Annotated in this window: 24 protein-coding genes; 12 read left to right on the forward strand and 12 right to left on the reverse strand. The window is 73.0% G+C overall.

Features of this window, described 5'->3' with window-relative positions; translation table 11 throughout:
• Positions 1-8 precede the first annotated feature (8 nt).
• Together K6U79_04300 and K6U79_04305 are read right to left on the reverse strand one after the other, a co-directional pair.
• Positions 9-1,415: a hypothetical protein gene (locus K6U79_04300; protein MCL6521578.1), complete on the reverse strand. Its 1,407-nt coding sequence runs from the start codon at positions 1,413-1,415 to the stop codon at positions 9-11.
• Position 1,416: 1 nt separating this feature from the next.
• Entirely contained in the window at positions 1,417-2,760 is a 1,344-nt protein-coding gene (locus K6U79_04305; protein ID MCL6521579.1) for an MFS transporter, read from the reverse strand.
• Between the two features lie 113 nt (positions 2,761-2,873).
• Between K6U79_04305 and K6U79_04310 the strand changes: the two genes are divergently transcribed.
• The 4 genes from K6U79_04310 to K6U79_04325 all read left to right on the forward strand — a co-directional run bounded on the left by K6U79_04310 (position 2,874) and on the right by K6U79_04325 (position 5,551).
• Entirely contained in the window at positions 2,874-3,815 is a 942-nt protein-coding gene (locus tag K6U79_04310) for a GerMN domain-containing protein (protein ID MCL6521580.1), read from the forward strand.
• A 41-nt stretch (positions 3,816-3,856) separates the two neighbouring features.
• Positions 3,857-4,645 carry a hypothetical protein gene (locus K6U79_04315; protein MCL6521581.1) on the forward strand — a complete coding sequence of 263 codons (789 nt, stop codon included), beginning with the start codon at positions 3,857-3,859 and terminating at the stop codon, positions 4,643-4,645.
• 90 nt (positions 4,646-4,735) lie between these two features.
• On the forward strand, positions 4,736-4,975 hold the full coding sequence (locus K6U79_04320) for a hypothetical protein (protein ID MCL6521582.1): 240 nt from the start codon (positions 4,736-4,738) through the stop codon (positions 4,973-4,975).
• A 69-nt stretch (positions 4,976-5,044) separates the two neighbouring features.
• Complete coding sequence (locus tag K6U79_04325) at positions 5,045-5,551, forward strand: hypothetical protein (GenBank protein ID MCL6521583.1); 507 nt, start codon at positions 5,045-5,047, stop codon at positions 5,549-5,551.
• A gap of 22 nt (positions 5,552-5,573) precedes the next feature.
• Here the strand turns inward: K6U79_04325 and K6U79_04330 are convergent, their stop codons facing one another.
• From K6U79_04330 to K6U79_04360, 7 genes are all read right to left on the reverse strand, one after another.
• Positions 5,574-6,053, reverse strand: a complete 480-nt coding sequence (locus tag K6U79_04330) for a hypothetical protein (protein MCL6521584.1) — start codon at positions 6,051-6,053, stop codon at positions 5,574-5,576.
• 43 nt (positions 6,054-6,096) lie between these two features.
• Entirely contained in the window at positions 6,097-7,122 is a 1,026-nt protein-coding gene (locus K6U79_04335) for an ArsA family ATPase (protein MCL6521585.1), read from the reverse strand.
• Between the two features lie 58 nt (positions 7,123-7,180).
• On the reverse strand, positions 7,181-8,179 hold the full coding sequence (locus K6U79_04340) for an arsenical pump-driving ATPase GET3 (GenBank protein MCL6521586.1): 999 nt from the start codon (positions 8,177-8,179) through the stop codon (positions 7,181-7,183).
• Positions 8,180-8,230: 51 nt separating this feature from the next.
• The gene (locus K6U79_04345) at positions 8,231-8,461 is read right to left on the reverse strand and encodes a hypothetical protein (GenBank protein ID MCL6521587.1); all 231 of its coding nucleotides are present in this window, start codon (positions 8,459-8,461) and stop codon (positions 8,231-8,233) included.
• A 220-nt stretch (positions 8,462-8,681) separates the two neighbouring features.
• Positions 8,682-10,406, reverse strand: coding sequence for a carbon starvation protein A (locus K6U79_04350; GenBank protein MCL6521588.1), 1,725 nt, complete (start codon positions 10,404-10,406; stop codon positions 8,682-8,684).
• Between the two features lie 164 nt (positions 10,407-10,570).
• Positions 10,571-10,945 carry a hypothetical protein gene (locus K6U79_04355; GenBank protein MCL6521589.1) on the reverse strand — a complete coding sequence of 125 codons (375 nt, stop codon included), beginning with the start codon at positions 10,943-10,945 and terminating at the stop codon, positions 10,571-10,573.
• A 132-nt stretch (positions 10,946-11,077) separates the two neighbouring features.
• Entirely contained in the window at positions 11,078-11,626 is a 549-nt protein-coding gene (locus K6U79_04360; GenBank protein MCL6521590.1) for a YceI family protein, read from the reverse strand.
• A 76-nt stretch (positions 11,627-11,702) separates the two neighbouring features.
• Here K6U79_04360 and K6U79_04365 point away from each other — a divergent pair, with 76 nt between their 5' ends.
• From K6U79_04365 to K6U79_04385, 5 genes are all read left to right on the forward strand, one after another.
• Entirely contained in the window at positions 11,703-12,254 is a 552-nt protein-coding gene (locus K6U79_04365) for a MarR family transcriptional regulator (protein MCL6521591.1), read from the forward strand.
• 67 nt (positions 12,255-12,321) lie between these two features.
• Positions 12,322-12,771 carry a phosphate-starvation-inducible PsiE family protein gene (locus tag K6U79_04370; GenBank protein ID MCL6521592.1) on the forward strand — a complete coding sequence of 150 codons (450 nt, stop codon included), beginning with the start codon at positions 12,322-12,324 and terminating at the stop codon, positions 12,769-12,771.
• A 131-nt stretch (positions 12,772-12,902) separates the two neighbouring features.
• Positions 12,903-13,145 carry a glutathione S-transferase N-terminal domain-containing protein gene (locus K6U79_04375; GenBank protein MCL6521593.1) on the forward strand — a complete coding sequence of 81 codons (243 nt, stop codon included), beginning with the start codon at positions 12,903-12,905 and terminating at the stop codon, positions 13,143-13,145.
• Between the two features lie 82 nt (positions 13,146-13,227).
• Positions 13,228-13,503 (forward strand): co-chaperone GroES, encoded by a 276-nt coding sequence (locus K6U79_04380; protein ID MCL6521594.1) that lies wholly within the window; start codon positions 13,228-13,230, stop codon positions 13,501-13,503.
• Positions 13,504-13,566: 63 nt separating this feature from the next.
• Entirely contained in the window at positions 13,567-13,995 is a 429-nt protein-coding gene (locus K6U79_04385; protein ID MCL6521595.1) for an HIT domain-containing protein, read from the forward strand.
• Between the two features lie 48 nt (positions 13,996-14,043).
• Here K6U79_04385 and K6U79_04390 read toward each other — a convergent pair whose 3' ends face one another.
• Positions 14,044-14,481, reverse strand: coding sequence for a DUF1634 domain-containing protein (locus tag K6U79_04390; protein MCL6521596.1), 438 nt, complete (start codon positions 14,479-14,481; stop codon positions 14,044-14,046).
• Positions 14,482-14,484: 3 nt separating this feature from the next.
• Positions 14,485-15,324, reverse strand: coding sequence for a sulfite exporter TauE/SafE family protein (locus K6U79_04395; GenBank protein MCL6521597.1), 840 nt, complete (start codon positions 15,322-15,324; stop codon positions 14,485-14,487).
• Between the two features lie 158 nt (positions 15,325-15,482).
• On the opposite strand from K6U79_04395, the gene asnB reads away from it, so the two are divergent.
• Positions 15,483-17,327 carry an asparagine synthase (glutamine-hydrolyzing) gene (gene asnB, locus K6U79_04400; protein MCL6521598.1) on the forward strand — a complete coding sequence of 615 codons (1,845 nt, stop codon included), beginning with the start codon at positions 15,483-15,485 and terminating at the stop codon, positions 17,325-17,327.
• 104 nt (positions 17,328-17,431) lie between these two features.
• Entirely contained in the window at positions 17,432-18,010 is a 579-nt protein-coding gene (locus K6U79_04405) for a spore coat protein (GenBank protein ID MCL6521599.1), read from the forward strand.
• A gap of 74 nt (positions 18,011-18,084) precedes the next feature.
• Here K6U79_04405 and K6U79_04410 read toward each other — a convergent pair whose 3' ends face one another.
• The gene (locus K6U79_04410) at positions 18,085-19,269 is read right to left on the reverse strand and encodes a glycerate kinase (protein MCL6521600.1); all 1,185 of its coding nucleotides are present in this window, start codon (positions 19,267-19,269) and stop codon (positions 18,085-18,087) included.
• 142 nt (positions 19,270-19,411) lie between these two features.
• On the opposite strand from K6U79_04410, the gene K6U79_04415 reads away from it, so the two are divergent.
• Entirely contained in the window at positions 19,412-20,110 is a 699-nt protein-coding gene (locus K6U79_04415) for a methyltransferase domain-containing protein (GenBank protein MCL6521601.1), read from the forward strand.
• Positions 20,111-20,199 lie beyond the last annotated feature (89 nt).

Here is a 20,199-nt window from a genome sequence, read left to right on the forward strand (position 1 = left end):
CCGGGCGCTCATGCCCGGCCCGTTCCGGGGAGCGGCTGCTCTCCCTCCGGCGAGGGGGGAGCGGTCGGAGCCGGCTCGCGCGCCCGGCCGAAGGGCCAGAGCAGGACGTAGAGGAGGGCCGCCGCGGCGGCCAGACTGCCGCCGGCGGCCAGAAGGCCCCGTCCCGGCAGCAGCCGCCCCCAGGGCCCGGCCTCGAGCGCCCCCAGGCCTGCAGCCATCAACACCGCCCCCAGCACGGCCAGCCCCAGCTGGAGGAGCGAGATGCCCGCGGCGCGGGGCCGCCGCCCCAGAAAGAGCGGGAAGAGCGCGTAGCCCACCCCGTAGGCCAGGGTCGTCGCCCAGCCCAGGAGTGCCAGATGCGTCGCCAGCGGTGAGAGCGGGTCGAGGCCCAGCAGGAGGCCGAGGCCGAGGAGGGCGGCGAAGAGCCAGCCCGCGCGCCAGGCGAAGGCGAGCGGTGGTCCCAGCCGCCGCAGGCGGCGCCCCGGCGCCAGGTAGAGCGCCGCGGCCTCGAGCAGGGCCAGCCCGAGGAGGCGGGAGCCGGCGCCGGCCAGCGCCCAGTTGCCCAGCGCGCTCCCGACGGCTGCCAGGGCCAGGCCGAGGAGCCAGAGGAGCTGGGCCAGTTCGCCGCCGCGGCGGCGAACCGCCGGGTAGGCGAGCCAGCGGGGGAGGAGGTGGAGGGGGACGGCCAGGAGCGTGCCCGCCACCCATCCGTAGCGGAGGAGCAGAGCGCCGGCCGGCGGGGTGACGTAGGGCGCCGCCGGCGCGAGGCCGCGGACCAGCGGCCGGAGCTGCCAGGCCAGCGCCGCCAGGAGCGCCAGCAGGGCGAGCTCGGTTCCGCGGCGGCCCACCGGGTCGGTCTCCCGCGCCAGCTCCGAACGGGTCAGCAGGTGGATCCAGGGCGCCGGACGCGCCAGAGGGCGCCGCCCGCGCGCGGCCGCTCGCGCCCGGCGCTCGGCTTCCCGGGCCAACTCGCGGCTGGCGGCCGCGGCCAGCGCCTCGCGGTCGAGGCGGGCGCCAAAGAGAAGCGTGGCCAGCAGATTGGCCAGGAAGAGAAGCGCCGCCAGCGCCTGCATTGCCAGGCCGGCGGCCACCAGGGCGGGCGTGGCGCCCACGTCGCCCGCCAGCAGCGTCCAGAGGGCGACCTCCGCCGCCGCCAGGTGGAGCTGTCCCAGCCAGGGCCACGGTGGCTGCCGCCCGAGGAGCAGGGAGAGCATGGCGTAGGTGACGCCGGTGATCAGAAAGGTGAGCCAGCCCCAGGGGTTGATCTGCTCGTGGAGCGGCCGCAGCAGCGGGATGATCGCCGGCCTGAGCGCCATCCAGGCGCCCAGCGAGACGCCCAGGGCGAAGTGGGCCAGGCCGAGGGCGGTGAAGAGCGCCGGCAACCTGCCGACGGCCGAGCTGGCGACCTGTCGCACCTCACACCACCCCTCCGCGCGCGTCGCGCGAGGAGAGCGCCGCTGCCGGCGCCGCCGCGGGATCCCACTGCCGGCGCAGGGCGAGCGCGGCCAGGATGGCCGCCAGGCTGACGGCACCGCCGACCAGGAAGCCGGCCCCGGCTCCCCAGCGCTGCGCCAGCCAGCCCACCAGGAGCGAGCCCAGGGGCGCGACGCCGTTGAGGAGCATGACGTAGAGGCTCATGACGCGGCCGCGCAGCTGGTTGGGCACGGTCACCTGGACGGTGCTGTTGGAGGTGGCGATGTAGAGGATCATGGCGAAGCCGACGGCGGGCAGGAGGAGCATGGCGGCGAGGAAGTGGCGGAGCGTGCCCAGCACGGTGACGCCGAGGCTGAAGGCCAGTCCCCCGCCCAGCAGGATCTCCCGCCGCGGCCCGTGGCGCGAGAGCAGGGCCAGGACCAGGGCGCCGGCCAGCGCGCCCGCCCCCAGCGCCGACATCAGGTAGCCCAGCCGCTCCGGCCCGGCGCGCAGGGTGAAGCGGACGTACGCCGGCATGAGGACGTTGAAGTTGAGGCCGAAGGTGCTGACGACACCGACCAGGAGGGTGGTCACCAGCACCAGCGGGGTGCGGCGTACGTACTCCAGCCCGCCCGCCACCTCCCGCAGCAGCGAGGCGTGTACCGTCTCCGCCGGCCGGCGCTCCAGGCGCATCAGGAGCAGACCGGCGATGACCGGGAGGAAGCTGGCCGCGTTCAGGACGAAGGCCCAGCCCACGCCCACCCGCGCGATGACCAGGCCCGCCGCGGCCGGCCCCACCAGGCGCGCCCCGTTGAAGGCGGAGGAGTTGAGCGAGATGGCGTTCATCAGGTCCTCGCGTCCCACCATCTCGACGATGAACGCCTGCCGGGCCGGGTTGTCGAAGCTCTGCACGGTCCCGATGAGGAAGGCCAGCAGCAGCACGTGCCAGACGCGCACGTGCCCCGAGAGCACCAGCAGGCCCAGCGTCAGGGCGATGAGGGCGAGGAGCGTCTGGGTGACCACCAGCAGCCCGCGCTTGGGGAGCCGGTCGACCAGCGCTCCCGCCACCAGCGAGAAGATGAGGAAGGGCAGGAACTGGAGCGCCGAGACGACGCCCAACACCCAGGCCGAATCGGTCAGCTGCAGGACGAGCCAGCCCTGGCCGACGTTGTCCATCCACGTGCCGACCAGCGAGATCAGCTGTCCGGCGAAGAAGAGCTGGAAGTTCCGGTGGCGCAGGGCGGAGAAGGCGCCCCGCAACCCCCGTCCCGGGCGATCTTCCGTCGGGCGCACACCTCCGCAGGGGACCGGGAGGACCGCTTTCGACAGCCGGCGACCGTCCGTCATCGTACCACAAGCACACCGGCCGCCGCGGCCGCGGGGCGGCGGGGACCCGGTCCGGCCCGTGGCCGGGAACCCGCTCCCCCGGGTGGCGTCCAAGGAGGCGGGAGGGGATGGCGATGGCCGGAAGGGTAGGGGCGGCGCTTCTCGCGCTCCTGTTCGCGGCCGCCGCCTGCGGGGGCGGCGCCGGCGCCCCCGCAGGCGTGCGCCCCACCGCGCCGGCCGCGCCGGCTGCACTGCGGCCGGGTGGGCAGCCGGCGGGCGAGCCCGCCCTGGTCGTCTACTTCCTGCGGGGGGGAGGCGGAGGCCGGCCGGAGCCGGTTCCCGTGCGCCGGCCGTGGCCGGCGGGCCTGCCGAGAGGGGAGGCCCTTCCGCACCTGCGCGCGGCGGTGGAGGCGCTCCTGGCCGGGCCGACGCCGGAGGAGCGCGCGGCAGGGCTGGCGAGCGCGCTGCCACCCGGAGTACGCCTGTTGGGGGCAAGGGTGGAGCGGCCGGTGGCCGTGCTCGACTTCTCGCGCGAGCTGGAAGAGAGCGGCGGCACGCTGGCGGTGGCCTCGCTGCTCGACCAGATCGCGCTGACAGCTGCCTCCGTGGAGGGCGTGAAGGGCGTGGAGCTGCTGGTCGAAGGCCGCAGAGTGGGCGGGGAGGAGCGGCCCTACACCGGGGAGGGCTTCCTCTTCCGGCGGCTCCTGCCGCCCGCCGGCTCGCGCCTGGTGGCGGGGCTGGCGCCGGAGGACGCGCTGGACCTCTGGATCGCGGCCATCCCCGACCGCGAGGCCATGTGGCGGCTGATGGGGCCCTCGCTGCGCGCCCGCTACGGGAGCGCCGCAGCCGTCGACACGGCGGCCTGGGCGGAGGGCCTGGGCAGCTACCGCGGCTACACGCTCCAGGCGGGCGAGGTGCGGGGGGGCGGGACGGGGACGGGCAAGGGCCGGCGGGTCGACGTCCGCCTGAGCGGGACGGCCACGCTGGAAGGGACGACGGAAAGCGTCGTCTACGTGGCGCACATGATCTGGAGTGGCGGCTTCTGGCGCTTCGACGGAGGGGAAAGAGTGCGCTAGACTGCTTCTAACCTCTTATCGTGGAGGCGGGGGATGCGAGCGTGACCGCATCGCCACTCCTGTTGGAGCACCTGAGCGAGGGCGATCTCCGGTTTCTGGCCCGGGTGACCGGCCGGGAAGGGGAGGGAGAGGCGGGGGCCGTGGAGCGGCTGCGCCGGGAGCCGGAGGAGGTGGAGGCCGCGCTGGACGACCCGCGCCTCTTCGCCGAGCTGTCGCGCGGCGAGGAGTGGCTGGCCAGGGTGACGCCCTTCCTTCTGTTCCAGGTCTTTCTCCGCCGGGCGTTGCGCGACCTTGCCAGCACCAGCTACGCGAGCGAGCTGGCCGGGCCGCGGCTGCGCGTGCCGCTCTTCGATACGCCGGAGCTGGTCCGCTTCCTGGCGGACCGGCAGCGGCGCGACTACCTGGCGCTCCTGCTGGCCTCCTTCACCCGGGCCGGCAGCGGGCGCGTCTGGGTGCGGACGGCGCGCGGGCCGCGGCGGATGCGCGTCAGCGAGCTCGATCTTCGCCGCATGCGCGAGCTGGCCCAGGTGGTGGACGCGCGCGACCGCTTCCTGGTCTACCGGCGGGTGGGGGACCTGGCCCTCTTCCTGAGCGGGGTCTTCGCCGAGCACGTGGCGGCGCTCTCGCCAGCGCCGCTGGACTGGCTGGAGGAGGAGGGCCGCCGCTACTACGGGCTGGCCGCCGACCAGGCAGGGGCCGGCCTCTCCGGCTGGCGCCAAGTGCTGGAGAGCCTGGCCTCCGACTTCCGCCGCGCCCGGCGCATCCTCAACTACGCCAGCTGGCACTACTTCCGCGGCTGGCAGGAGCGGCTCTTCGGAACGCCCGTCTAGGGCGGCGCCCGGGAGGTGGAAGCCTTGCGTGCGGAGGCGGCGGGCGGGGGACCGCGGGCGGACCGCGGGCACCTAGGATGGACGGGGAAGTTGCGCCAGTTCCTCTGGGGCCTCTTCTACTACGACAGCTACCGCGAGACGGTGGAGCAGGCCAGGAAGCTGGACGACCTCATCCGGCTGATGCTCTTCGGCGAGTTCCTGGGCGTGCCGCTGATGAACGCCTCCGTCGCCCTGCGCCTGCTCCCCTACGCCCTGGAGGGACTGCCGGGCTGGCGCGAGCGCCTGTCGCAGGAGTTCGACGTGGTGGAGGAGCTGCCCCACATCGACTGACCGGCGGCCGGTGGGCCGCCCCGCGCCGGGGGCGGCCTCGGCCCGCCGGACGGCAGCGGGAGGGAGAACGTGTCGCCGCTCAACACGCTGGTCTACGTCCTGGCCGGGTTGCTGGCCGTCTGGTGGGTGGCGGGCGCCTACGCCAACCGGCGGCGGGCGGACCGCCTCCTGGCCGCCCTTCGTCCGCACCTGCGCGAGCTGGCCGGCTCCGCCAGCATCCGCTGGCACGGCGGGTCGGCCTTCCGCATCGACCTGCAGGAGGTGGCGGCGCCCTTCCGGGCCGTCTCCATCCTGGCGCTGCTGGCCGGGCGCGAGGCGCCGCTGGCCCTTCTCTGGAACCGGTGGCGGGGCGGTGGGGACAGGCTGGTGATCGAGGCCGACCTGCAGCGCCGCCCGGGACGCGAGGCCGTCCTGGAGGGACCGGAGGGGCTGCCCGGCCTGCCCGCGGGCTCGGTGCTGGCGCTGCGGCGGGAGCATCCCCACCTGCACCTGGCCGTACCGCTTCGCGGGCGGCCCGAGCCGGTGGTGGAGGCGACCTTCCGCATGCTCCGCGGCCCCTTGGCCGGCGGTGCCTAGGAGAGGCGTCCGCCGGCCGCGGTCAGTGGCAGGCGAGGCCTGCCAGGGCCGTCGCCAGGCGCTCCCGCTCCGCCGCCTCCAGCCCTCCCCAGAGGTTGAGCCGGACTCCCCGGCCGGTGAGGGGGCAGGAGAAGCCGACCGTCACCAGCGGACGGCCGCGGCCCAGGCGGCCCAGCAGCGGGCGGGCCTCGCCCCACTCCAGGCGGCCGGGGTGGTCGTTGACCGTCACCTCGAGCCGGCCCCGCGCCGGGGAGAGGCGCGGCGGCGGGGGCAGCGCCGCCGCAACGCGGAGGTCGAGGCGGGCCAGGCGGCCGTCGCCGAGCCGGAGCAGGTAGGCGGCTTGGCCCTCGCGCGTCCACGAGACGCCATCCAGAAGGACGCGCGCGTCCACCTCCGGCGAGGCGCCCGGATCGAGCAGCTCCCAGCCCTCGGGCAGCGGGAGCACGAGGAAGTTGACCGTTCCCAGGATCAGGTTGTTGGCCGCGATCAGATGCTCGCCCACGTCGCCGCCTCCCCGCTCCGCCCGCGACCGGCGGGGGCCCCGCTCAGGCCGGCAGCTCGGCGGCCAGGTCCTGGCTGGGGCGGAACATGTCCTCGGCCACCTGTTCCACGGCCTTCAGCCCCACCACCTCGCGCGGGTAGAGGGGCAGGTAGGCGCGTACCAGCGGGCCCAGGTCGGCCTGGATGGTGTTCAGGTAGCCGCCCTGCTCGGCGAACTTGTTGCGCAGGTATTCGTCCGGCGTCTCGCCCAGCGACTCGCGGGTGATCACCTCGTTGACCACCACGCCGCCCACGGGGATGTCGTAGGCGCGCACCATCTCGATGAAGCGCTTGACCACCGAGATGGGCAGAGAGAGCGGCAGCGTGACGAAGAAGAAGGCGGTGACGGCCGGGTCGACCAGCAGCCCCTTCACCTTCTCGAAGCGCTCGCTCATGGCGATCAGGTCGGCCATCATGGGGTCCCGCTGCACTTCCTCCAGGACCTTCTCCTTGCGGAAGGAGAGCTGGACGCGGAGCGAGAGCGCCTCCTTCCGGCTCTCGATGAGGCGGCCCAGCCAGAGGCCGTAGATCTTGGAGAGCCCGATCAGCCGGACGGCGTTGGCGACGGCGGCGGTGTCGAAGACGATGCGGTCGTACTCGCCCGACTGCATCAGCATCATGTCCGTCATCTTGTCGAACATGGCCGACTCCTCGAAGGCCGGGTTGGTCATGGCGATATCGATGAAGGGCCGCGCGTCGACCGGGATGTCGGCATAGCGGAGGAACTCGCGGATGCGCGCGCTGACGCTCTCGCGGTAGCGCTGCACCGCATCCTCGGTGTTCACCTCGATGGCGAAGAGGCCGTCGACCCCCTGGACCGGCTTCACCTGGCCGCCGGAGAGATCCTGGCCGAAGAGGCTGGAGAGCGAGTGGACGGGGTTGAGCGAGGCCAGGAGCGTCCGCTTCCCCTGGCGCGCGAAGTGGTAGGCGAGCACGGCCGCACTGACCGTCTTGCCCACCCCGCCCTTGCCTCCGGTGAAGACGAAGCGGAGGTCCGGGTGCTCCTCGAGGAACTGGCCGAGAGTCTGCATGGTCGGGAACGGTCCTCCCTTCCTGGATGGAGGCGCGCCGCGAGAGGCTCGCCGGGCCCTAGATGGCCACCTTGCAGTCCATGAGGTCGGCGCTCGCCTGGGCGATCATCTCCAGCCCCTTGGGCTCGCGCGTGTACATGGGGACCACGGAGAGGACGTGGTCGCCGAACTTGCGCGCGATCTCCTGCAGGTAGGGGCGCTGCCCCTCCAGCCGGTTGCGGAGGAATTCGCTCAGGTTGGGCTGCTCGATCAGCTCGGGCGGGTAGACCTGGTTGACGATCAAGCCGCTGAGCTGGATGCCCAGTTCCGAGAACATGGAGAGGGCGCGGTCGGTGTCCAGGATGGCCATCTGCTCCGGGATCAGCACCATGAAGAAGCCGGTGCTCGTCTGGTTGGTGATCAGGTCGGTGAAGGTGGTGATGCGCCGCCGGATGTCCACCAGCTCCGCCATCATGGCGTCCTCCTGGGCGCGCTCGCCCTTCAGGGAGGCGGCCACCTGCTCGTACTCGGCCACCTGGCTGCGCGCCTCGGTGATCTTCTCCACCCACTTGGAGAGGATCTCGGCCATGGCCACCATGCGCACGCCGTGCCCGAAGGGCGGCATGTCGAAGATGTACATGTCGTACTCGCCGGCCGCCACCAGCTCGGCCATGGCGTCATAGGTGGCCGACTCGTACATCGACGGCTCCGCGGAGGAGGAGTCGATGTACTCCTCGATCTCGCGCGGCAGCTCCTCCAGACCGTACATCTCGCGGATCTTCTGCTTGACGCTGGCCTGGTACTCCGCCACCCGCCGGTCGGCGTCGATCTCGACGACGTAGAGGTTGGGGATCACCTCGATGACGCCCCTGCCGAAGAAGTTCTGCTCGAAGATGTCCGAGAGCGAGGCCTGCGGGTCGGTGCTGAACAGGAGCGTCTTCCGCTTCTTCTCGGTGGCCATGTAATAGGCGAGCGAGGAGCTGGACGTGGTCTTCCCCAGCCCGCCCTTGCCTGCGAAGATCGCTACCCGGATCTCGGGATGTGCGTCGAAGTAGGCCCTGAGACCGGCCGGCTTCAAGTCGCTGTCACCTCCGAAGAATCGCCTCCGGGAAGTCCCCGGAGATGGCACCTAGTAGAGCGCGTCGGTGAAGTCGCGCTCGCGGAAGACCCGCTGCTTCCAGGACTCGATGTTCGGGACGGCGTAGGGCAGGATGCGCAGGGAGTAGTAAGGCGGCAGGACCGGTATGCCCAGCATGTCCCCCAGCGTGATGAACATGAAGAGGTGCTCCATGTACATGCGCGTGCGCAGCGCCGCGGTCACGTTGCCGTGCGAGGCCATGCCGTAGAGGACGTCCTTCATGACGTTGCCGAGCCCCTGCTTCTCGCCGCCGGACTCCGCCGAGGGGGCCTCCTGCTCCGTCTTCTTGCTGCGGCGCCAGAACATCCGTACTCACCTCGCCGAGATAGCGTGTGCCCGGGCAGGAGCCGCCGGCCCTGCCCGGGCGCCGGTACCCTCTCTTGCGTTGCCGCCCGCGACTGCGCCCGGGCCGGGCGGAGCCCGGCCCGCCGCGACCTTCTTCTCAGCGCGCCGGCGTCGCCGACTGGCCCACCGCACCCACGGGTTGGGCGCGGGAGGCCGTGTAGGAGCGAAGCGTCATCGACGCCATGCGGAAGCCGAGGATGATCAGCATCACGCCCACCAGCGTGAAGACGGCGTCCAGCGTGTGCGCCGCCCAGGGGATGGTGCCCAGCGGCGGCTGGACCAGCGTCTTTCCGGTGTAGACCGCCTTGGCGAAGATGTAGGTCTGGTAGACCAGCCCGAGCAGCGTGGTCACGATCATGAACATGGCCGGCCAGAAGGTCCAGCCGCTCTGGCTCCGGGTGCGGGCGAGATGGATGGAGATCAGCATCAGCGCCAGGCCGGCGAGCAGCTGGTTGGAGCCGCCGAAGTAGAGCCAGAGGTTGTTCCAGGAACCCGAGACGGCGAAGAGCCAGGCGATCAGGATGCCGACGAAGGTGGCCACGTGCTTCTGGCCCAGGATGGCGAAGCGCCCCTGGCCCGCCACCTCGGCGGAGATCAAGCGCCAGAAGCGGGTGACCAGCGACTGGACGGTGATGGCGTAGAGCACCAGCGAGACGCCGAAGAAGGTGCTCAGGAAGGCCACCGCCCCCTGCCCGCCGAGGAAGCCTTCGGTCAGGCGGATGGCCCCCGCCACCCAGGCGGTGGTGTTCTTGGTGATCTCGCCGGGGGCCAGCACCATGTAGGCGGCCAGCGAGGCCAGCGCCACCAGGCCCTCGGAGAGCATGGCGCCGGCGCCCACCGGATGCGCGTCGCTCTCCAGGTCCAGCTGCTTGGAGGTGGTAGAGCTGCCGACCAGGCTATGCCAGCCGGAGATGGCGCCGCAGGCGATGGCCAGGAACATCATCGGCCAGAGCGGACCGGTGTTGGGCGACCAGAAGCCCTTCCAGGCCGGCTGCTGCAGCGAGACGTGGAAGACCGGCGAGAGCAGGCCGCCGATGATGATCAGGGCGACGGCGATGAAGGTGGGGAAGAAGCTGATGAAGTTCATCGGCTGGATGAGCGTCGGCAGCGGCAGCACCGAGGCGACGAAGAGGAAGACGCCCACCAGCGCCGCCCAGAAGGGCGTCGACCACGGGCCGAAGGGGTCGGCGGGGGTGTGCAGGTAGACGCCGGCGACGATGGAGAGGACCACGAGCAAAAGACCGATCAGCGTCGTCAGTCCGACGTTGAGCCGCACCTTGTACATGAGCTGGCCGACGATGACGGCGGTGATGATGACGCCGATGGTGGCGGCGAAGGTGCCGGGAAGCGTGTTCCAGAACTGGGCGATGAAGAAGACGAAGGTGGCGGAGATCATCTGCAGGTAAAAGAGGATGAAGCCCAGCAGGGTGCTTCGCCCGCTGGCCCCGGTGAACTCGTACGAGATCGGCCCGAAGGAGCGGCCGTTGTTCCGCACGGAGACCATGATGGCCCCGTAGTCCTGGAGCCAGCCGATGAAGAAGTTGCCCAGGATGATCCAGACCAGGGCGGGCAGCCAGCCGTACTGCAGGGCGATGAAGGGGCCCAGGATCGGGCCCAGGGCGGCCACGCTCTTGAACTGGTAGCCCCAGAGCACGTACCGGCTCGCCGGGAAGAACTCCACGCCGTCCATGTACATGTGGGCGGGCGTGGTCCGCTTCGGGTCCGGCTTCCAGACGTTGCGGTCGTACCATCGGCCGTACCCCAGGTAGGCGATCCCGTAGAAGACCAGGGCCGCCACGACGAACCAGAACGGCGTCGTCACGCTTCCCCCTCCTCTTCTGCAAGAGTCACCGCCGGCGGGCGGCGGTGCGGTGAAAGGACGGTTCGACCGGCGAAGACCGAAATCCTTCCCGACGTGTCGATCGGATGACCTGAAGTGGCGAGGCGGATGTCGAGGGCGACGGAAAAGGCGCCAGGGCGGGCCGGTCAGGCCGATACGCGCAGCTCCTCCCGCACCGCCGCGCAGGCGGCCTCCGGCGTCAGCTGCCGGACCACGCGGCGTCCGCCCACGATCACGGCAGGACCCCTTCCGAGGCGGTGGCGGAGGGAGAGCCAGAGGCCCTGGGGCGAGTAGGCGTCGACGGTGACCGGCTCCACGGCGGGACCGAACTCGCTCACCAGGGCGTTGAGCACCTCGACGGCGCGCTCCTGCTCCTCCACCACCTCGGGCGGATACTCGCGGAGCTGCTCCTGCGGGTAGTGGAGGCTGGCCACGCGAAGCCAGTCCATGCCCTGGCAGGCGGCGCACATGTTGAAGAATTCCGGCATGAGTCCGACGACGGTCACCCGGATCCGCCTCATGGACTACCCTCCCTTCCTGGTTCTCGTCACTATCATAGGCTACCGGAGACGAAAGGGAAGGGCGGCGCGCAGGGTCGGGGGCGCGAGGGGGAGAAGCGGCCGCCCCGAACGAGGGCGGCCGCGGTCGGGCGCTTACGCCTGCTCCTGGAGGACGGCCTCCACATGGACGGTGAGGCGGACCTCGTCGCCCACCATGACGCCGCCCGCCTCCAGGAGGCTGTTCCAGTTGAGCCCCCACTCCTTGCGGTTGATCTTCCCCTCGAGGGTGAAGCCGGCCCGCTGGTGGCCATACGGGTCGCGGATCTGCCCCTCGAAGGTGAGCTCCAGGGTGACGGGCCGGGTGACGCCGCGTATGGTCAGGTCGCCTTCCACGTCGTACCGGTCGCCGCCGCGGGGCGTGATGCGGCGGCTCCGGAAGCGGATCTCCGGGTGGTGTTCGGCGTCGAAGAAGTCGGCCGAGCGCAGGTGGTTGTCGCGGTCGCCCTCGCGCGTGTCGACGGAGGCCGCCTGGACCACGCCCTCGATCTCGCAGGCGGCCAGGTCGGCCGGATCGCCCCGCAGCTCGCCGGCCACCTCGTTGAACTGCCCGCGGACGGTGGCGATCATCATGTGGCGCACGGAGAACTCCACGGTGGTGTGGACGGGGTCCACCTTCCAGACCTGGGTGCGCGTGACGGACATGAACCGGCCCCCCATGCACATGTTGTTTAGACGAGTATCAAAATATATCCCTCGCAGGCGATGCGCAAGCGGCGCGATGCGACCGCCTTCGCCATCGCCTGCCGGCCGCGGCGGGCCGTCGAGCGGTCGGTTACAATCGGTAACGGAAGGGAGGGGGCGGGGGACGGCCAGCGAGCGGCTCGCCCAGGCGCTCATCGACCTCTGGCGGCTCCTGCGCCGCCGGGCGCACCCCGCCCGGCGCGGCGAGATGACGCCCGAACAGTACTGGCTGCTCCGCCGGCTGGAGGAGGGCGGCCCCACCTCCATCGGCGATCTGGCGGCGGAGCTGGGCGTGACGGCCAGCACGGCGACCATCGCCTGCAAGCGGCTGGAGCGGGCGGGTCTGGTGGTGCGCCGGCGCCAGTCCAGCGACGAGCGGGTGGTCAAGGTGGAGCTGACACCCGCCGGACTGGCCCGGCTGCAGGGCTGGCGCGAGCGTCTCCTCCGCTCCCTGGCCGACCTGCTGGAGCCGCTCGACCCGGGCGAGCAGGAGTCGCTGGCCTCGCTGGTGGAGCGGGTGCTGGAGCGGGCCCGGCAGCCGGAGCGCGCGGCGGTGGGAGGCGACGCCGGCCGGGCGCGGGAGGGCTAGGCGCTCTCCGCCGGGCGCGGCGGGGAGGGTTTACGGCGGAACGCGGAGGGGAAAGGCGGGGGGCGGGATGGGCGGCTCCGGCGGGCGGAGCGGATGGGTGCGGCTCATGGACTGGGTCGAGGACGCCCTCTACATGCTGGTGGCGGCGCTCCTGGTGGCGCTGGCCACAGTGACGCTGGTCGGCGCCGTCCGCCTCTTTCTGCGCGGACCCGGCCCGGAGCTGGTGGCGCGGGTGCTCGACCCGCTCCTCGTCGTGATGATGCTGCTCGAGCTCCTGCACACGGTGGTCGTCTTCATCCGCACCCACGTGCTGGACTTCGAGCCGCTCCTGGTCGTGGCGCTGATCGCCAGCGTACGGCGGATCCTGGTGCTGACCGTGGAGAGCCTGCCCGGCCGGGTGAGCGACCTCGCCTTCCGCCAGGGCATGGCCGAGTACGCGCTGGACATCCTCTTCATCGGCATGCTGGTCTGGGCCATCCACTACAGCCGGGCGCGCCGCGGCGACCGGGCGGCCTAGCGGCCGGCTTGCCGGGTGCCGCGGGAGGCCCCGCGCCCCCCTTGGCGCGCGGTACCCGGGTGGGTATACTGGCGGGCGGACGCCGCAGCGACGAGCACCGGCTCGGCTGCGGAACTCGCCGCGCAGGAGGGATGCGGGTGGCGGTCCTCGTCTACACCACCCCCAGCTGCCCGTACTGCCGCGCCACCAAGCGCTTCCTGGCGGAACGGAAGGTGCCCTACCGCGAGATCGACGTCTCCCGGAACCCCGCCGCGGCGCGCGAGGTGGTGCGCAAGTCGGGCCAGATGGGCGTTCCCGTCATCGATGTCAACGGCCAGATCATCGTCGGCTTCGACCGCGCGCGCCTGGTCCGAGCCCTGGGACTCCACGAATAGTCGCCGGCCGCGCCGCCGGGCCCGTCGCGGCCCGGCGGCCGCGCGCCCGCCGGAGCCGACGCCAGCGAAGGAGGCTGAGCGCATGAAGATCAAGCCCGTCGACGACCGCCTTCTCGTCCGGCCCATCCACGAAGAGGAGAAGACCGCCTCGGGCCTCTACCTGCCCGACACCGCCAGGGAGAAGCCCCAGGAGGGCGAAGTCCTGGCCGTGGGCACCGACGAGGAGCTGCAGAAGATCTTCAAGGTCGGCGACCACGTGCTCTTCGCCCGTTACGGGGGCAACGAGATCAAGCTGGACGGGGAGACGCACCTGATCCTGAGCCGCTCCGACGTCCTGGCCATCCTCGAGAAGGAGTGAGGCGCCCCAGGGCGCCGCGCGGCAGCGGGTGCCCGGCCCCGGACCGGCGGGGGTGAGCGCTCGATGGAGCAGGCGGCCGATTGCATCTTCTGCCGGATCGTGGCGGGCCAGGCGCCCGCCTTTCGTCTCGTCGAGGGGGAGCGCGCCCTGGTCATCCTCGACGCCTACCCGGTGGCGCCGGGCCACGCGCTGGTCATCAGCCGCCGCCATGCCCGCGATCTCTTCGAGCTGGAGGAGGGGGAGGCGGAGGAGGTGGCGCGGCTGGCCCGCCGGGTGGCGCTGGCCCAGCGGCAGGTGATGGGGCTCGGGGGCGTCAACCTGCTCAACTCCAACGGGCGGGTCGCCCAGCAGACCGTCTTCCACTTCCATCTCCACGTCATCCCCCGCACCGCCGGCGACGGGCTGAACGTCTGGGCGGGGAAGCGCCTCCACCCCGTCGACCGCGAGCTGGGCGCGCGGCTCCGGGCGGCGCTGGCGGGGGAAGGCGCCTGACGCCCCGTCGCGGCGCCCGGCAGGCCCGGCGGGTTTTCGGGCGGGGGGTCAGCCGCCCGCCTTGCCCAGGAGGAAGCTGGCCACCAGCACGGCCAGGACGAAGAGCGTGACCAGCGTATAGGTCAGGTCGCGCTCGCGCAGAAAGACGAAGACCGAGAGCAGGACCCGGGCGATGGGCGTCAGCACCAGGACGAGAATGCCCAGGTCGATGAGCGCCAGGGGGTCGCCCCGTCGCGCCTCGGCGAAGACTTGGGCCACCTCGCCGGGACGCGCGTAGGGCACGCGCGGGGGATGGACGAGAAGCAAAAGGAAGCCCCCCAGCATGATGGCGGCGCTGAGCAGCACCCCGCCGCGCAGGATCCAGCTGATCATCAGCTCCAGATCGACCCCGGGCGGGCCGGCCTCGGCCGCGCCTGCCGCCCCCGCGGGGGCCGGCGAGCCGGGGCCGCCGGCCGCCCGCGGCGGCTCTGCCTTTCCCTCGGACAACCTTTACACCCCCAGCCCGCGCAGCAGCATCTCGACCCCGATAAAGAGCAGGACGGGAATCCCGATCAGGCGGAGCGTCCGGTTGCGGATCCTCCCCAGCAGCAGTGAGCCCAGGGAGGCGCCCAAGAGGACACCCAGCGCCACGGGTGCCGTCGTCTCGGGCCGGATCTCCCCGCGCGCGAAGTAGATGGCGGCGCTGGCGGCGGCGGTGACGCCGATCATGAAGTTGCTGGTGGCGGAGGAGACCTTGAGCGGCAAGCGCATCAGACCATCCATCGCCAGCACCTTCAGCGCCCCCGAGCCGATGCCGAGGAGGCCCGAGATGAGCCCCGCCAGATACATCATGGCGAAGCCCTGCGGGACGCGTGTGGCCGCGTACTCCACCTGCCGGCCGGCGGCGGCGTCGTAGTAGCTCCCCGCCAGGCGCAGGCGCCGGACCAGCCGGCCCGCCTGGCGGGGGTCCGGCAGCTGGCCGCCGCTCTGCTGCAGCGAGTTGACCGCCGACCAGCCCATCAGGAGCGCGAAGATGATGTAGAGGTAACGCGCCGGTACCAGGCCGCTCAGGAAGGCGCCGCTGATGGCGCCCGTGGTGGTGGCCATCTCCAGGAACATGCCGATGCGGATGTTGGTCAGCCGGTCGCGCACGTAGGTGGCTGCGGCTCCGCTCGAGGTGGCGATGACGGTGACGATGCTGGCCCCGATGGCGTCGCGGATGTCCAGGCCCAGCCCCAGGGTGAGCATGGGGACGATGAAGACGCCGCCGCCGAGACCGAGGAGCGAGCCCAGGAGGCCGAAGACCAACGATGCCGCGAAGGCGACCAGACTGAAGTCGAGCAGCTGCATGCGAGGCACCGCTCCCGAGCGAACCGAGCGCTGACAACCCTGGCCATTATAAGCCTCCCCCGCCGCCTGCCCCCGGCGCCCCTCGGCGAGCGCCGCGAGGAAGCAGACAGACACCGCCCGCTCGCGCCGGCGCATAGGCCGGCACGGGGTGAGCGGGCATGTGCGGCATCGCGGGCTGGGTGGACTGGGACGAGGACCTCCGCCGGCAGGCGGACGTCCTCGAGGCCATGGGCGCGACGCTGGACTGCCGGGGACCGGACGACGCCGGCCTCTGGCTCTCGCCCCACGCGGCTCTGGCCCACCGCAGGCTGATCGTCGTCGACCCCGAGGGCGGCGAGCAGCCCATGGTGCGCGAGCGGGGCGGCCGGCGCTGCGTCCTGACGTACAACGGCGAGCTGTACAACACGGCCGAGCTGCGCGAGACGCTGGAGGCGCGCGGCTACCGCTTCCGCGGCCATTCGGACACCGAGGTGCTGTTGGCCGCCTTCATGGAGTGGGGCGAGCGATGCCTGGAGCGCCTCAATGGCATCTTCGCCTTCGCCGTCTGGGACGAGGCGCGGGAGGAGCTCCTGCTGGCCCGCGACCCCCTGGGCGTCAAGCCGCTCTTCTACGCCCGGCGCGGCCGGGGCCTCCTCTTCGGCTCCGAGGTGAAGGCGATCCTGGCGCACCCCGCCGTGGAGGCAGAGATCGACGAACAGGGGCTGGCCGAGATCTTCGTCATGGGGCCGGGGCGCACACCGGGGCAGGGCGTCTTCCGCGGAGTGGAGGAGCTCCTCCCGGGCCGCTGGCTCCGCTTCTCCCGCCGGGGGATGGAGGCCGGCCGCTACTGGCGCTTGGAGAGCCGGCCGCACACCGGGACGCCGGAAGAGACGGCGGCCGCGGTGCGCGAGCTCCTCGCCGACGCCGTAGCCCGCCAGCTGGTTTCCGACGTCCCCCTGGGCGTCCTCCTCTCCGGCGGGCTCGACTCCAGCTCGGTCACCGCCTTCGCCAGCGACGCCTTCCGCCGGCAGGGGCGCGGGCGGCTGGCCACCTTCAGCGTGGAGTACGCCGGCAACGACCGCTACTTCCGGCCCAACGCCTTCCAGCCCGACGAGGACGGCCCCTGGGCCCACCGGGTGGCGAGGGAGTTCGCCACCGACCACCGGGACGTGACGCTGGACCCGGGGGAGCTGGCCGAGGCGCTCCTGCCGGCCCTCCTGGCGCGTGACCTGCCCGGCATGGCCGACGTGGACGCTTCGCTCTACCTGCTCAGCCGCGAAGTAAAGCGTCGGGTGACGGTGGTGCTGGTGGGCGAGGCGGCCGACGAGGTCTTCGGCGGCTACCCCTGGTTCCGCGACCCGCACGCGCTGGACGGGCCGAGCCTGCCCTGGGTACGCAGGATCGAGGAGCGGGCGGAGCTGCTGGCGCCCGACGTACGCCGCCGCATCCGGCCGCTGGAGTACGCGGCGGAGCGCTTCCGCGAGGCGCTGGCGGAGGTGCCCGCGCTGCCGGGGGAGGAGCCGGAAGAGGCACGCATGCGCGCCCTCTCCTACATCAACATCACGCGCTTCCTGCCCATCCTCCTCGACCGCATGGACCGGATGAGCATGCGCGTCGGGCTGGAGGTGCGGGTGCCCTTCTGCGACCACCGGCTCGTCCAGTACGTCTGGAACATCCCCTGGCGGCTGAAGAGCGCGGGCGGTCGCGAGAAGGGTATCCTGCGCCTGGCCATGCGCGGCCTCCTGCCCGAGGAAGTGATCGCCCGCAAGAAGAGCCCCTACCCCAAGAGCCACCATCCGGACTTCCGGGAGCAGGTGCGCCGGCGCCTGGGGGCCCTGCTGGACGACCCCGCCTCGCCGCTGGTGCCGCTCCTCGACCGGGAACGGGTGCGGCGGCTGGTCGAGGAGGACGCGCGCGACTTCGACCCCGCCTGGTTCTCGCAGCTGATGGGCGGCGCCCAGCTCTTCGCCTACCTGCTCCAGACCGACGCCTGGCTGCGCCTCTATAAGGTGCGGATACGGTGAAGACCGGGCCGCGGACGCATGAGAGAGGCCGCCCGAGGCAAGCCTAGGGGAGGCTTCCCGGGCGGCCCCGGCCGCCCGCACCTCCGAGGCGAAGGGGTGGTGACATGCCCATCACGCAGAAAGAGGCGCTCTGGCTGAACGAGATCCTCAACGGCCACGCGGCCGCCATCGACCGGCTGCTGGTGGACGCCAACGCCGTCCAGGACCCGCAGCTGCGCGGCATCCTCGAGCGCCACCTGCGCGTCGACCAGCAGCACTACAACACGCTGCGCAACTTCCTGGCCCAGAACGGCCAGGTGTCCGGCCAGGCGCCGGACTTCAACTACACGGGCCAGTACGGGGGCGGCTTCGGCCAGCAGGGCTGGAATCCCCAGGCGGGCATGCAGCCCTTCCAGTCCTCCGAGTTCCGCGATCACCGCTCCTCGGACCGGAGCATCGCCGTCGACCAGCTGGAGCACTGCAAGTGGCACGCCTCGCAGACGCTCCAGGCCGGCCTCGAGGCGGCGACCCCGCAGGTGCGGCAGGCCTTCCTGGGCATGTGCAAGGACCACGCGGACATGGCCTACGAGCTCTTCCAATACCTGCACGCGCACAACTGGTACCAGGTTCCCGCGGTGCAGAGCGAGCTGATGCGTCCCGCCGCCCAGGCCTACCCGGCCATGAGCGGCGTGCCCGGCTTCTGAGGCCGCCGCCGGGGAGGGGCGGGCGGGGGCACGGGGCGCGCGCCGGGCGGCCCCCCGCCCGCCGGGTGCGCCGCCTAGCGGGGGGCGCCACCTCCGCCGGAAGCCGCCAGGCGGAGGCCGACGCCGACCAGGCGGGCGGCCCGCTCGGCGGCCGCGCGAACCAGGACGGCCGCCTCCGCCATGGCCTCCTCCAGTGGGACGGGCCCGTCGACGGCCGGCAGGAGCGCCGCCAGGCCGCCTTCCGGCTCCAGCAGCCCCTCGGCGCCGGGCCCGAGGCCGCCGGCCAGGGCGACGGCGGGCACGCCCCGGCGGGCGGCCCTGCGCGCCACCTCCGCCGGCGCCTTGCCGAAGGCGGTCTGGCCGTCGAGGCGTCCCTCGCCGGTCAGCACCAGCTCGGAGCCGGCCAGCCTCTCGTCGAAACCCAGCCGGTCCAACACCAGCCGGGCGCCGGGTTCGAAGCGCGCGCCCAGCACCGCCAGCAGGGCGAAGCCGGCACCTCCCGCCGCGCCGGCGCCGGGCGCGTCGCGCCAGCGGCCCGAGGGGGGCGGCGCCACGGCCGCCTCGACCCGCTCGGCCCAGCGCTCCAGGGCGCGCTCGAGCCGGGCCACCTCCGCGGGGCCGGCGCCCTTCTGCGGCCCGTAGACCGCGCTTGCGCCGCTCGGGCCCAGGAGCGGGTTGGTCACGTCGCAGGCGACGGCCAGCTCGACTCCGGCCAGGCGCGGCTCCAGGCGCGTCAGGTCGAGCCGCTCCAGGCGCGCCAGGGCGGCCCCTCCCTCCTCCAGCGGCCTTCCTGCCGCGTCCAGCAGCTCCGCGCCCAGCGCCCGCAGCAGCCCGGCGCCGCCGTCGTTGGTGGCGCTCCCGCCCAGCGTGACCAGGAGCCGGCGGGCGCCCGCATCCAGCGCCGCGCGGACCAGCTCGCCCACGCCGCGCGTGCCGGCGCGGAGCGGGTCGCGGCGGCCGGGCGGCAGCCGGCCCAGCCCGGCCGCCTGGGCCAGCTCCACCACCGCCGTCCCGTCGGGGAGGAGGCCCCACTCCGCCTCCACCGGCTCGCCCAGCGGGCCGCTCACCCGGCTGCGGAGGAGGCGGCCGCCCGAGCCGTGGAGGAGGACCTCCAGCGTGCCCTCGCCGCCGTCGGCGACGGGCAGGCGGATCACCTCGTCGCGGGGGCGGGCGCCGAGCCAGCCCTCGGCCATGGCCTCGGCCGCCTCGAGGGCGCTGAGGCTGCCCTTGAAGGAGCATGGAGCCACCAGGACGCGCACGGGGGAGCACCTCCGCGGGCATGGTAGCAGAGGCCGGCGCAGCCGTGCCGGCGGCCGCCGGAGCCGGCGGGAGGAGAGCGGCGGCGGCGCGGGAAACGCTTCCTGGAGCGCGGGCGGGCGGCCCGCGCGGGGGGTGGGTGCCATGGCGGAGAAGGGGCCGCAGGCGGCAGCCGACCGGGGCGAGGGCGGGGTCGCCGGGGCGCTGGGGCGGGCGGTGGCCTGGACCCTGCTGGGCTTGGCGGTCGTCGACCTGGCCCAGCGGCTGCGCGCGCGGCTGCGTCCGGGGCCGATGCCGGCGCGGATCCAGCCCTTCTTCCTGGAGAGCCGGTTGCGGGCGCTGACGCTGGGCCCGCGGCAGGTGCTGCCGGCGCTGGAGCTGGAGCCGGGCATGGAGGTGCTGGAGGTGGGGGTGGGGACGGGGTTCCTGACGCCCTCGCTGGCGGCGGCGGTGGAGCCGGGGGGCCGCCTGGTGGCGCTGGACGTCCAGCCCGACCACTTCGAGCGCATCCGCTGGCGGCTGGAGGAGACGGGGATCCGGAACGTGGAGCTGGTCCAGGGCGACGCCCAGGCGCTTCCCTTCGCCGATGCCAGCTTCGACCGCGTGGTCATGGTCACCGTCCTGGGCGAGATCCCCGACCGGCGCCGCGCCCTGGCCGAGGCGCGGCGGGTGCTGCGCCCGGGCGGCCGGCTCTGCGTCACCGAGCACGCCGCCGACCCGGATTTCCTGGGCGCGCGCCGCGTAGAGCGGCTGGGGCGCGAGGCGGGGCTGGTGCCGCTGGCCAGGAGGGGCGGGCCGCTGCGCTACACGCTCTGCTTCGCGCGCCCGGCGAGGCTCGCGTAGAGGGGGGCGAGAGGGGTGGCGGGACGGTTCGAGGGGAAGGCGGCGCTGGTGACCGGCGGAGGCACCGGCCTCGGCTACGCCATGAGCCG

The organism is Bacillota bacterium (assembly GCA_023511835.1).
Classification (GTDB): Bacteria; Bacillota; Sulfobacillia; order JAIMAT01; family JAIMAT01; genus JAIMAT01.

What these genes read in the sequence shown, in the direction of transcription:
- K6U79_04415 (MCL6521601.1), top strand. Translation starts at nt 19,412, where the DNA reads ATGGCGGAGAAGGGGCCGCAGGCGGCAGCCGACCGGGGCGAGGGCGGG.
- K6U79_04345 (MCL6521587.1), bottom strand. Translation starts at nt 8,461, where the DNA reads ATGAAGGACGTCCTCTACGGCATGGCCTCGCACGGCAACGTGACCGCG.
- K6U79_04405 (MCL6521599.1), top strand. Translation starts at nt 17,432, where the DNA reads ATGCCCATCACGCAGAAAGAGGCGCTCTGGCTGAACGAGATCCTCAAC.
- K6U79_04375 (MCL6521593.1), top strand. Translation starts at nt 12,903, where the DNA reads ATGCGGGTGGCGGTCCTCGTCTACACCACCCCCAGCTGCCCGTACTGC.
- K6U79_04370 (MCL6521592.1), top strand. Translation starts at nt 12,322, where the DNA reads ATGGGCGGCTCCGGCGGGCGGAGCGGATGGGTGCGGCTCATGGACTGG.
- K6U79_04395 (MCL6521597.1), bottom strand. Translation starts at nt 15,324, where the DNA reads ATGCAGCTGCTCGACTTCAGTCTGGTCGCCTTCGCGGCATCGTTGGTC.
- K6U79_04310 (MCL6521580.1), top strand. Translation starts at nt 2,874, where the DNA reads ATGGCCGGAAGGGTAGGGGCGGCGCTTCTCGCGCTCCTGTTCGCGGCC.
- asnB (MCL6521598.1), top strand. Translation starts at nt 15,483, where the DNA reads ATGTGCGGCATCGCGGGCTGGGTGGACTGGGACGAGGACCTCCGCCGG.
- K6U79_04385 (MCL6521595.1), top strand. Translation starts at nt 13,567, where the DNA reads ATGGAGCAGGCGGCCGATTGCATCTTCTGCCGGATCGTGGCGGGCCAG.
- K6U79_04355 (MCL6521589.1), bottom strand. Translation starts at nt 10,945, where the DNA reads ATGAGGCGGATCCGGGTGACCGTCGTCGGACTCATGCCGGAATTCTTC.
- K6U79_04380 (MCL6521594.1), top strand. Translation starts at nt 13,228, where the DNA reads ATGAAGATCAAGCCCGTCGACGACCGCCTTCTCGTCCGGCCCATCCAC.
- K6U79_04335 (MCL6521585.1), bottom strand. Translation starts at nt 7,122, where the DNA reads ATGCAGACTCTCGGCCAGTTCCTCGAGGAGCACCCGGACCTCCGCTTC.
- K6U79_04360 (MCL6521590.1), bottom strand. Translation starts at nt 11,626, where the DNA reads ATGTCCGTCACGCGCACCCAGGTCTGGAAGGTGGACCCCGTCCACACC.
- K6U79_04305 (MCL6521579.1), bottom strand. Translation starts at nt 2,760, where the DNA reads ATGACGGACGGTCGCCGGCTGTCGAAAGCGGTCCTCCCGGTCCCCTGC.
- K6U79_04365 (MCL6521591.1), top strand. Translation starts at nt 11,703, where the DNA reads ATGCGACCGCCTTCGCCATCGCCTGCCGGCCGCGGCGGGCCGTCGAGC.